Here is a 10,867-nt window from a genome sequence, read left to right as displayed (position 1 = left end):
AAGGCCGCTGCCATTTCATTGCCGTGAAGCGAGGCTTACAAAGGACGGCCGACAGCGTTGCAGACGCTGGCGTTGTTGATGTCCAGGTTGTTGCCCGAGGTGTTGGTGACGAAGTTGGCCGTCACAGCCGCTTTCCAGTTGGTTGGAACCGGAGTGAAGCTGTGAGCGATGGTGGCAGCGTTGTTGCCCGGGTTGCTGTAGTGAGTGGTCAGGAAGGCTTTGACATCAGCGGCCACGGTGGCGTCCTTGTAGCACTGGCCGAAGATGAAGTTGGTGTAAGCCACGATCGGATAACCGCTGGCTGGGTTAGGAACGACCGGTACCCACTGCGCAGGGTTCGAAGGGGTGGTTGGCAGAGCAGCCGAACCCAGGGCCAGCGAAACGTTGGCGGTGGTGGGCTGTACGCCGTTGACGCGAGCAACCACGGCGTTGCTGGCAGCATTCACACCGTCCGGACCGACGTAACCGATGGAGCCGTCAACAGCGTTGACCTGAGTGGCCACGTCAGCAGTACCGGCAACACCTACCCAGTTCGAAGGCAGGGTCGAACCGGCTGGCAGACGCGCGTTGGTGAAGGTGGAGCTGGTGGCGAACTTGGTCGGGCAGATCGCGTTCAAGTGACGGGTCAGGATTTCCGAAGTACCGCTGGAAACGTTGCGATAAACCACGCGGATCGGCGTGGTGTCGGAAGTGCCCAGCAGATCGCCCCAAGTGGTTTTGGCGCCGGAGAAGGCATCGCACAGCTGAGCGCTGGTCAGGTTCAGAGCAGTCTGACCGGATTTCTTGTACGGAATGGCAACCGAAGTGGCCACCGAAGGCAGCTGGATCAGCGGGCCGTACGAACCGCCGAAGTTGGTGTTGTAGGTGCTGATTTCCGAAGCGCTGAGGATCGAGTCGCTACCGGCGAAGTGAACCGAACCGGTGGTGCTGAACAGTGCCGAGTTGTTGGTCAGGAAAGCGGTCTTGCCGGTGCCGCTACCGGTACCCAGGTAGCTGAAGTTGGCTGGCAGGATGCTGTTGCTAGAGCCTTTGTACAGAGCGGCAGGCAGAGTCGCGCCACCACCGGTTACGTTGGCGGCCATGGCCTGGGCGGAAGCCAGGGCAGCGACGGTCAGGGAAGCTGCGATCAGAGTGCGCTTGAACATGAAGAATCTCCTTTTCAACGTTGGGTGTGAACACAGGTTTTCAGGGGTCTTGCATGACACTGGGAAGACTCACCGCCGACCTTCGCAAGCGGGGTGCGTGGTTAAGTCGCACTGAGAAATTCGCAGTTTCCGGTGACAGATAAAGGAAAAAACCTCGGGAGGTGCAGGCTGATTTTCGAGGGATTTTCTCGGGTGTTTCTTGAGTTGTGCGGAGTGTCTGCGGCGGGCTTTTCGAGGGAATCGGCCACAGCCCTTGAAGGGCCGTTGCAGATGACAGAAAGGAGAACCCGAGGATGCCGGATTTCGCGCTCGGGTGAGATCTGACGCTGGTAAAAAAAGTTGAGAAAACTACTGCACCAACTGGTTGATCTCGATGATCGGCAACAGCACGGCCATCACGATCACCAACACCACCCCGCCCATCACCACAATCATCAGCGGCTCCAGCAACGCAGTCATGCCCATCGCCCGGCGCTCGATATCGCGGGACAGGGTTTGCGCTGCGCGTTCGAGCATCGGTGGCAGCGCACCGGTTTTCTCGCCGCTGGCGATCAGGTGGATCAGCACCGGCGGAAACACGTTCTCCACTTTCAACGCGGCCGCCAGGTTGACGCCCTCGCGCACCTTGGCAGTGGCTTCATTGACGCTCAGGCTCAAGCGATCATTCGACAAGGTCTGCCGCGCCGCCTCCAATGCGCGCAACAACGGCACCCCGGCGCCGCCGAGAATCGCCAGCGTCGAGGCGAACCGTGCGGTGTTCAGCCCCAGCACAAAGCGCCCGATCAGCGGCAACTTCAGCACCCGATGATGCCAACTCAAGCGCGCCGCCGGGTTGCGCAGATACAGGCGCCAGCTCCAGAACGCACCGGCCATGACGCCCGCGCACAACCAGCCCCACGCCCGGATGAAATCACTGGCATTGAGCATCGCCAGCGTCAGCCCCGGCAGATCCTGTCGCGCCTGGGAAAACGCGCTGACCACCTGCGGCACCACGTAGCTCAGCAGGAAAATCACGATGCCGATCGACACCAGCCCGACCACACCCGGATAAATGAACGCGGTGAGAATCTTGCCGCGCAGGTTGTTGCGTTCCTCGATGTAATCCGCCAACCGCTCCATCACCTGCGCCAGATCCCCGGACTCCTCGCCCGCCGCGATCAGCGCCCGGTAGATTTCCGGAAAATCCCGTGGCCGCGCTGCCAGCGCTTCGGCCAGGCGCATGCCGCTGCGCACGTCGGCGCGCACGGCGCTAAGGGTGTGGGCGATGTGTTTTTTCTCGGCCTGTTCGACCGTGGCGCTCAACGCGGCCTCCAGTGGCAGACTGGCACCGAGCAGACTCGCCAGTTGCCGGGTGGCCCACGCCAGATCGTTATCCGAGAGTTTGGCGCTGAACAGGCCACCGCCACCGTGCTGGGAGACGTTGCTTTCCTTCTCCACCGACAGCGCCGTCAAGCCGCGCCCGCGCAACACGCCAAACGCCGCGCCCTGGCTGTCCGCCTCCAGGTGCCCGGACTCGATCTTGCCGCTGGCATCGGCGGCTTCAAAACGATAGCGATTCATCAGGCGTCCCGTGTCACGCGAAGGATTTCTTCAGGCGCCGTGGCACCGCTGCGAATCCAGCGCTCGCCGTCCTCACGCAGGCTGAACATCCCGGCCTTGCTCGCCGCCGCGCGCAACGCCTGCTCCCCTGCGCCTTGGTGAATCAGGGTGCGGATGTCGTCATCGATGCAGAACAATTCATGAATGCCGGTCCGGCCGCTGTAACCGGTGTGATTGCACGCCGCACAACCGACCGGGCGCCAGGTGCCGGGCGTCGCCGGGTCTTCCTGTTTGCACTGATTGCACAGCCGCCGCACCAAGCGCTGGGCCAACACCCCGAGCATTGACGAGGCCAGCAGAAACGGCTCGACGCCCATGTCGATCAAGCGGTTGACCGCCGACACCGCATCGTTGGTGTGCAGGGTCGCGAGCACCAGGTGACCGGTCAGTGACGCCTGCACCGCGATCTGCGCGGTTTCGAGGTCGCGGATCTCGCCGATCATGATGATGTCCGGGTCCTGGCGCAGAATTGCCCGCAAGGCCAGGGCAAACGTCATGTCGATCTTGGCGTTGACCTGAATCTGGCTGATGCCCGGCAGGTCGTACTCCACCGGGTCTTCCACGGTGAGGATGTTGCTGGTGCTCGCATCCAGCCGCGCCAGTGCCGCATAAAGACTCGTGGTTTTGCCGCTACCGGTCGGGCCGGTGACCAGCACAATGCCGTGGGGCTGGCGGATCAGGTGATCGAGTTTGGCCAGCACCTGCGCGTCCATGCCCAGGGTTTCCAGATGCAGGCGCCCGGCCTGCTTGTCCAGCAAACGCATCACCACTCGCTCGCCGTGGCCGGTGGGCACGGTCGAGACGCGAATGTCGATCGGCCGCCCCGCCACGCGCAAGGCAATCCGGCCGTCCTGTGGCAGGCGTTTCTCGGCGATATCGAGCTGGGCCATGATCTTGATCCGCGACACCAGCGCACCGTGCAACGCCTTGCGCGGCGAGACCACGTCGCGCAGCGTGCCGTCGACCCGGTAGCGCACCACCGAATGGGTTTCGAACGGTTCGATATGAATGTCGCTGGCCTCGTCCCGCGCCGCCTGGGTGAGCAAGGCGTTGATCATACGGATCACCGGCGCGCCGTCCTGGGTGTCGAGCAGGTCGGTGATTTCCGGCATGTCCTGCATCAGGCGGTCGAGGTCGACTTCGTTTTCCGCCGCACCGACCACCGCCGCCGCACTGCCGGTGTCGGCGTAGGCACTGGCCAGCAGGCCGTCGAGTTCGTCATCACGCACTCGCTCAAGCTTCGCCGCGCCGAACTGCCGCCGCACTTCGCTGATCGACCAGCCCGGCGTCGAGGGGCACACCGTCAGCACGCCGTCGCGCAGCAGAATCCGCTGCGCCTTGGCCCAGGCGTAAGGCAATGCGCTCATTGCAGCGGCACCGCTTTGATGGTCGCGCGCGGCCCGGACACCGGTGCCGGCACGCCTTGGGCGGTGGCCGGCAATTGCGGCGCCTGCATGTCCGGCATCGCCCAGCTGCGCTCCGGTTGCAGACCGCCCTGGGCGCGGCGCATGAAGTCGTAGCGGTTCAACGTAATGCTGCGCCCCGCCGCGCTGTCGCGGATGATGTACGGGCGCAGGAACACCATCAGGTTGGTCTTGGTGATCGAGCGGCGTTCGTTGCGAAACAGCGCGCCGATCCCCGGAATGCTCGACAGCCACGGCACCGCGTCATTGCTCTGGCTGTAGCCGTCCTGCAGCAGACCGCCGAGCACCATGATCTGGCCGTCGTCGAGCAGGATGCTGGTGTCGAGTGCGCGTTTGCTGGTGACGATCCCCGCCGAGTTGGCCGCCGCCGAAGCGCGTTCGTCAATGCTGCTGACTTCCTGATAGATATCTAGCTTGACCGTGCCGCCCTCGGAAATCTGCGGCCGCACGTTGAGCTTCAAACCGACCTCTTCGCGGGTCACGGTCTGGAACGGGTTATTGCTGGTGCCCCCGCCGCCGGTGACGTAGCTGCCGCTGACAAACGGGATGGTCTGGCCGACGAAAATGCTCGCCGCTTCGTTGTCCAGGGTCAGCAGGTTCGGCGTCGACAGCACGTTGGTGCCGCCCTTGCTCTTCAGGGCCCGCGCCAGCACTTTCAGGTCGAGAATCTTGCCGATGCCGGGGATGTCGACGGTGCCGTTTACATAGCCGAGGTTCAGGCCTTGGGGCAGCACATCGAGGCTGGTCTTGCCGTTGAGGTTGATCCCCGAACCGCCGAGGTTGGCGCCGCCGATCACGCCTTTGCCGCCGAGGTTGCCGGTCTGCCATTGCACGCCGAATTCGCTGGCGTCGTCCTCGCCGACTTCGACGATCAGGCTTTCGATCACCACTTGGGCGCGGCGCTGGTCGAGCAGGTCGATGACTTCGCGCAGGTTGCGGTACAGCGGTTCCGGCGCGGAAATCAGCAAGGTGTTGGTGGTCGCGTCCGCCTGAATGGTCACGCCGCCGGCGCTGAACGCGACGTTCTGTTCGCTGCTTTGCGCAGTGCTGCCGGTGGCGCTGCTGCCCTGGGCGTAACTGCCGCCGGTGCTGCCGCTGTTGGTGGTCGAGGTGCTGCCGTTGGTTTGCGTACCGCTCTGGCCGTTCTGCCCGCCGCCCGAGTTGGTCGAACTGCCCATGTTGCTGAGCACCGAGCGCGCATTGTCGCTGGTGCCGCTGTCGCTCTCGCCGGTCAGCAACCCGCGCAGTGCCTGGGCCAGTTTGCCGGCCTGAGCGTTGCGCAGGTACACCACGTGCAGGTTGCTCGGGTTACTTTGCGCGTTGTCGAGTTTGTAGATCAGGTTGCGCGCCAGCTCCGTACGCTCGGGGCTGCCGGCGCGGATGATGATGGTGTTGGAGCGCGGGTCGCCGATCACTGCGATTTTCTGGGTTGGGTCGTTGCCCGGTGCGTCGAGCAGGTCGGCGACCATCGGTGCTATGTCGGCGGCAATGCCGTTCTGGATCTGCACCACATCGGTGTCGATGGCGCTCGGGGTGTCGATGCCCTGAATCAACTGCGCGACCCGCGTCAGGTTCTCAGCGTAGTCGGTGACGACGATGGTGTTGTTGCCGGGATAGGCGTTGATCGGGTTGTTCGGCGACACGATCGGGCGCAGCACCGGGATCAGGTTCACCGCGTTCTCGTATTGCAGGCGGAACGTGCGGGTGAGCATGCCGTTGCCGGCCGGTTTGTCCGCGCTGTAAATCGGCCCGCCGAGTAACTTGGCGTCAGCCTCCGGCACCACCTGCGCCACACCACCGACATCCACCACGCTGAAACCCTGCATGCGCAGCGCCGCCAGCAGCATGTCGTAGGCCTGATGCGCCGGCACCTGGCCTTCGGAGACCAGCGTCAGGTTGCCCTTGACCCGAGGATCGACCAGAAACTGCTGACCGGTGGAGCGCGACAACGCCCGCACCACCGCTTGAATATCCGCATCGACAAAATTCAGCGTCACCGGCTGATCGCCCAACGGATTGGCCGGCAACGTCGTGCCCCGCGCCGAACCGCCACTGCGGGCGCGTTCGGTGATGTTGTGCAATTGCTTCGGCGCCGGTTTGACCTGAGCCTGCGCACGCTCGCGGTCGAGCACCGCGTCGCCACTGCGCTGGGTGTTGGCCAGCGGCCGGCCGAGTTCGCTGTCCACCAGCAGCGGCGGTTGATTCGGTGGCGTGGTGTGGCTGCACGCGCTCAATGCCATCAACAGCATCGGCAACGCCATGCGTTTGGATCCTGACCCCTTCATGAAGCTTCCTTAGCGCCCAGCGCCTGATCCATGCGTACGGTGCCCGACAGAGTGCCGGCGGTGTCATCGGTCGCGGCGTCGTCTGCGCGTTGCAGACGGGCCTCGACCACTTGCAGTGAAAAATTCTGCGGTTGGCTCAGCAGCCAGTCGAGCACGGCGTCGGCCGGTGCCGCGTCGAAGGTCAACTGCCAGCCGGCGGACGCGGCCGCCAATTGGTAATGGCCGCCCAGTCCGCTGGCCTGCAACGTCTGTTGCAGCGACTGCTCCAGGTTCTGCCCGTCGGGGCGCACGCTGACGTCGCGCAACAGCACCTCCAGCGCTTCGGCCTGGGCGCGCAGTTTCGGGGTTTCGACTTGCGAGGCGGCGATCTTCTTCAGCGGCGGCTCAATCAACGCCACCCACACAAACAGCCCCAACAACAGCGCCGCCATGCCGCCAACCATGCGCTTTTCCCGCACGGCCAACGGTTGCCAACGGGCCTGCAACTGAGCATTGAAGCGCTGCCAACCGGCGCGGTATTTCGCAAGCGAGGGGCTATTCATCTTCGGCTCCGCTGCTGTCGTCGTTGCCGGTGGCGGCGGTCGCCTCACCGGCCGGGCGCAAGACCCAGCCGTCGTCATTCGGGCTGATGCTGATACCGGCCTGAGCCAGCGCGCCTTGCCAATCCTTGTCGTTGCCCGAACGCCGGGCCTCGGGCAGCAGACTCAGCTGCAACGCACCGTCGACAAACTCCAGCCGCTGCACCGTGCCCGCCATGGACGGCATGCCACTGCCGGCCTGCGACACCAGCCGCGTGAAATCCTGCCCCGGCGCATCCACCGCGCCTTGCTGACGCGCCGCGATTTGCTGACGGGCCTGTTGCAACGGATTGAGGATCACCGGCAACTCGGGGAACGCTTGCTTCACCCGCTGCGCCATCTGCGCCTTGAGTTGCTGGCCCTGCCCGGCCTCGCGAGCGGCGTACAGATTCAAACCAATCACCCACACCGCCAATGCCAGCGCACAACAACCGAGCGCCCTGCCCCAGCCGCGATGTTCGATGCCCGGTTGCTGAAGGCCACCGTGAAGGCCCCAGTTTGGCAACGGGCCTACGCAACGCTGCGTGTCAGCCAATTTTGATTGCACCGATTCGGGGGCGCCGTCACCGATCCAATGCGCCGGCAGACCGGTTTCCAGCAGCCACGCTTCGTCGATCATCGGCTGCACCTGCGCCGCATTCGGGCCGTGGCGCAGCAACAGATGCTCGTCATGCAGACAGCCGACGCCGCCGGCCATCACCGGCAAGCTGTAGGCCGCCGGGTACAGGCCTTTGAGGTGCAAACCGAATTGCCCGAGGTGCTGCAAATCCTTGCGTGTTACCCAGGCAATCTGCACCTGGCCGCTTTCATTGCGAGCGCTGTGGGCGATGTGCATCTCGGCGCTGTCGCCGAGCATCAAGGCCTGCGCCGCACATTGCACCGCCGCAGCAGTTTTGTTCGCCGGCAGCGGCGGCAAATCAATGCTCGCCAACAGGCTGTCCGACGGGTGCAGAAAGCACACCAGCGGTTGCTTCGGCAGTGCGCCGAGCCGCACACGTTCCTGGCGAGTGACCTGCCCCTGACGATCCAGCCACGCACAATCCACTTCAATGTCGAGACCCAGCTCCGCCAGCGGCGGCAAACTCACACGCAACGCGCTCATACGCCCACCCGCGACCAGATCACTTGCGGCAAACGATCCTGGCTGCGATGCAACAACGCATCGAGGCTCACCCGCCGCTGATCGCGCCGCGCCTGCCCACGCAGCCGGAACCAGTCGCTGGTGATGCCGACCTTGACGCTGGTGATCTCCAGTTGCGGCAGTCGCAGGCGATTGACGAAATCCCCGCGATTGATGAACCAGCGCCCGGCATCGCGCTCATTGATCAACGCCTGCGCCCGCTCCAGCGACAGCCCCGGCACATAAGCCGCCAGCACCGGCGCCGTGGCCGTGTTGCCATTGAGCCAGGTGGTCGCCGGAATCACCGTCAGGTACGGCGCCAGTTTTGCCAACAGCGCATCGTTGACCCCTTCGACACTGCGCAAATCGTCCAGCGTGCGCAGCATCGGCAAGGTCGGCGATTGCGGTTTGCGCGACGCGGACGGCGACGTGGCGCGCCCACTGTCGAACGTGTTTTTCGCCACAGGCTTGTCCACCACTTGGGCATTCAACAGGTGCGGATAAGAGCCGATCACCCGCTGACTGATGCGCCGGCTCAAGCCGCTGCTCACTCCAATCAACTCGCACAAACGCTCGAACGCCTGCACCTGCGCATCATCGATCCGCTCGTTGGCCACCAGATTGCGCAGGTTGAACTTGCCCTGCTCGTCCTCCAGCCGCCCCTCGAAACCCTGGGTGTTCAACCGCTGCGCCCAGGGTTGATCGAGCCGGGTCAGCGGATCGCGCTGACGGGCGTCCCACAACAATTGCCGGCTGATCTCCAACCCACCGTGCAGCACCCAACGGCCCTGCACGCGCAGTTGTTCGGCTTCCAGCGCCCGGGTCGCAACGCTTTGGCGGGTCAGCATGCCGGCGGCGATCACCGCGACCACCGCCGCAATCAGCAGCGCACTGATGATCGCCATCCCCTGCTGGTTCGATTGGCTGTTCATGACCGGCCTTACAACTGCCAGGAACCGATGTCGGCATTCACGCCATCGCCGTCAGGCTGGCCGTCAGCGCCGAGGGAAAAGATGTCGATTTCGCCGTTGGCACCGGGATTGAGGTACTGATAAGGACGACCCCACGGGTCATTCGGCAGGCGCTCCAGGTACGAGCGCCAGTTGGTATTCTTCGCATCGGCCGGCCGCTCCACCAGCACCTTCAGGCCCTGACTCTGGCTCGGGTAGGTGCCGTGATCGAGGCGATACAGCTTCAGCGCCTGCATCAACCCGCCAATGTCCTGCTTCGCCGCCGTGGCCCGCGCCTGATCCGGCCGGTCGAGCACCTTGGGCACCACCATCGCCGCCAGAATCCCGAGAATCACCACGACCACCATGATCTCGATCAGCGTAAAACCCTGCTGCCCACGGGGCATCCGGCTCGGTCGATTGGGCTGTTTGAATTGCGCGATATCCATCTCGTCATTCCCTGGCTTGATTCGATTCGACGCGCAGTGTTGCAAGAAGATATGTCAGGGATGTTGAAAATCCTCGGGAGGAAAAGTCATCTAAATAGTGGCTAGGCGGCGACTGCCCGGTCGCCGACCAGCCTTACGCAGCACCTGTCACTGCGTACCTGCATAGGTGCCTTTCGCTGGGTTCGTTGATTGCCACTTGCCTACCACCTGTTCCCCGCTGAAAAACTGGAAACTGGCACTGCCCCCCTGCACCGCAGGCATGGTCACGCGGATGATCGGTGCCACGATCCCCCCTGAAGCCGTATAGAAATCCTTCTGGTTGTATTGAGCATCCGGCAGGCCGCTGCCCGTGTAGAAGAACGCCCACACCGGCACGGTGCGATGAATGTTTTGCGGCCAGATGCCGCTGACGACTTCATTCCAGCCCTGGAACGAAGTGGCCCCCAACAACGCCATCGCGCGTATGCCTTCAATGTAGGCTGACGCCGAGTGATTGCCTGCCGTCGTTTCGCGGACATTGAAGCCGCATTGCGCCTTGTTGTTGCGGTAGTTGGTCATCCATTGCTGGGCTGTGGTGATGCCCTGAATATGGCAAGGCCGGCTGGTGAGCGGTTGTGAAGCTGACGCACCACAACCGTTTTCAGAACGGCCGCTGGTACCGGCATTCATGGGAAAGATGCAGTAAAAGTCGAAATCGATCTTGTCAGCCGGGCTGTCGAAGATCGGATAAACGAAATAGCCGTTGTTGTAGAGAAAAGTTCGAAACGACGAATCACGCCGCAACCAGGACCATGACACCCTTCCCTGCTGCACAGAGGTCGGGCTTGGATTCCAGACATGGTAGGCCGTCGACTTCACGGTTGCCCTTCCCACGACACCGGCGCACAGAAACGCAGGCCGGGACGGACCGCCGCAATCGGTACGAGTGTCGTTATACAGTGCCTGGAGCTTGGCGGCCGTTGCCGCTCCGTCAAGGGTAGCTTGCTGAAGCTGCAGATCATCGGGGGCCTGCTGCTGGCGGGTGCAGCCAACCAACAGACACAGCATCACAACCGTGAGCATTCTCATCAGTGAAATTCCTCTCTCGAATGGACGTGGCCAGCGACAGACGCAATTCCAACTGGCGGATACCCTTCGAACCCTCTGCAAAAGTACCCGCCAGACAGAGCTTTTTCAGGGACGCCTCAATCAAATCCCACTGACAAAAGGGTCGCTACTGTCAGATCTGACAGTAGCGACCAACGGTCTAGCGTCCTCGGGAGCTTTGGTCAGCAATCGGTCAACTCCGATGTTTACAGTGCAACGTCCTGCCCATCG

General features: G+C 63.3%; 9 protein-coding genes. All 9 read right to left on the bottom strand.

The window, feature by feature from the left end; genetic code table 11:
• Positions 1-35: 35 nt before the first annotated feature.
• Positions 36-1,145, bottom strand: a complete 1,110-nt coding sequence (locus ACKJSM_RS16715) for a substrate-binding domain-containing protein (protein WP_410238322.1) — start codon at positions 1,143-1,145, stop codon at positions 36-38.
• Positions 1,146-1,493: 348 nt separating this feature from the next.
• Positions 1,494-2,705 (bottom strand): type II secretion system inner membrane protein GspF, encoded by a 1,212-nt coding sequence (gene gspF / locus ACKJSM_RS16710; protein WP_262193297.1) that lies wholly within the window; start codon positions 2,703-2,705, stop codon positions 1,494-1,496.
• Positions 2,705-4,111 carry a type II secretion system ATPase GspE gene (gene gspE, locus ACKJSM_RS16705; protein WP_410238321.1) on the bottom strand — a complete coding sequence of 469 codons (1,407 nt, stop codon included), beginning with the start codon at positions 4,109-4,111 and terminating at the stop codon, positions 2,705-2,707. Before gspE ends, gspF begins: the two co-directional genes overlap by 1 nt.
• Positions 4,108-6,453, bottom strand: a complete 2,346-nt coding sequence (gene gspD / locus ACKJSM_RS16700) for a type II secretion system secretin GspD (protein ID WP_410238320.1) — start codon at positions 6,451-6,453, stop codon at positions 4,108-4,110. The genes gspE and gspD overlap by 4 nt, the downstream gene beginning before the upstream one ends.
• Positions 6,450-6,995, bottom strand: a complete 546-nt coding sequence (gene gspM / locus ACKJSM_RS16695) for a type II secretion system protein GspM (protein WP_410238319.1) — start codon at positions 6,993-6,995, stop codon at positions 6,450-6,452. The genes gspD and gspM overlap by 4 nt, the downstream gene beginning before the upstream one ends.
• Positions 6,988-8,133 (bottom strand): type II secretion system protein GspL, encoded by a 1,146-nt coding sequence (gene gspL / locus ACKJSM_RS16690; RefSeq protein WP_410238318.1) that lies wholly within the window; start codon positions 8,131-8,133, stop codon positions 6,988-6,990. The genes gspM and gspL overlap by 8 nt, the downstream gene beginning before the upstream one ends.
• Positions 8,130-9,083, bottom strand: coding sequence for a type II secretion system minor pseudopilin GspK (gspK, locus tag ACKJSM_RS16685; protein ID WP_410238317.1), 954 nt, complete (start codon positions 9,081-9,083; stop codon positions 8,130-8,132). The genes gspL and gspK overlap by 4 nt, the downstream gene beginning before the upstream one ends.
• Before the next feature lie 8 nt (positions 9,084-9,091).
• A complete protein-coding gene (gene gspG / locus ACKJSM_RS16680; RefSeq protein WP_007959380.1) occupies positions 9,092-9,550 on the bottom strand; it encodes a type II secretion system major pseudopilin GspG in 459 nt (152 codons plus the stop codon).
• A gap of 147 nt (positions 9,551-9,697) precedes the next feature.
• Entirely contained in the window at positions 9,698-10,618 is a 921-nt protein-coding gene (locus tag ACKJSM_RS16675) for a halovibrin HvnA (protein ID WP_410238316.1), read from the bottom strand.
• Positions 10,619-10,867 lie beyond the last annotated feature (249 nt).

Source organism: Pseudomonas sp. PHC1 (assembly GCF_046487845.1).
Classification (GTDB): Bacteria; Pseudomonadota; Gammaproteobacteria; order Pseudomonadales; family Pseudomonadaceae; genus Aquipseudomonas; species Aquipseudomonas sputi.
Note: the sequence above shows the minus strand (reverse complement) of the source record. Positions and strands in the feature narration are given on the sequence as shown.

Bases quoted from the DNA above. Each gene is read 5' to 3' on its own strand.
- ACKJSM_RS16715 (WP_410238322.1), bottom strand. From the start codon at position 1,145: ATGTTCAAGCGCACTCTGATCGCAGCTTCCCTGACCGTCGCTGCCCTG.
- gspF (WP_262193297.1), bottom strand. From the start codon at position 2,705: ATGAATCGCTATCGTTTTGAAGCCGCCGATGCCAGCGGCAAGATCGAG.
- gspE (WP_410238321.1), bottom strand. From the start codon at position 4,111: ATGAGCGCATTGCCTTACGCCTGGGCCAAGGCGCAGCGGATTCTGCTG.
- gspD (WP_410238320.1), bottom strand. From the start codon at position 6,453: ATGAAGGGGTCAGGATCCAAACGCATGGCGTTGCCGATGCTGTTGATG.
- gspM (WP_410238319.1), bottom strand. From the start codon at position 6,995: ATGAATAGCCCCTCGCTTGCGAAATACCGCGCCGGTTGGCAGCGCTTC.
- gspL (WP_410238318.1), bottom strand. From the start codon at position 8,133: ATGAGCGCGTTGCGTGTGAGTTTGCCGCCGCTGGCGGAGCTGGGTCTC.
- gspK (WP_410238317.1), bottom strand. From the start codon at position 9,083: ATGAACAGCCAATCGAACCAGCAGGGGATGGCGATCATCAGTGCGCTG.
- gspG (WP_007959380.1), bottom strand. From the start codon at position 9,550: ATGGATATCGCGCAATTCAAACAGCCCAATCGACCGAGCCGGATGCCC.
- ACKJSM_RS16675 (WP_410238316.1), bottom strand. From the start codon at position 10,618: ATGAGAATGCTCACGGTTGTGATGCTGTGTCTGTTGGTTGGCTGCACC.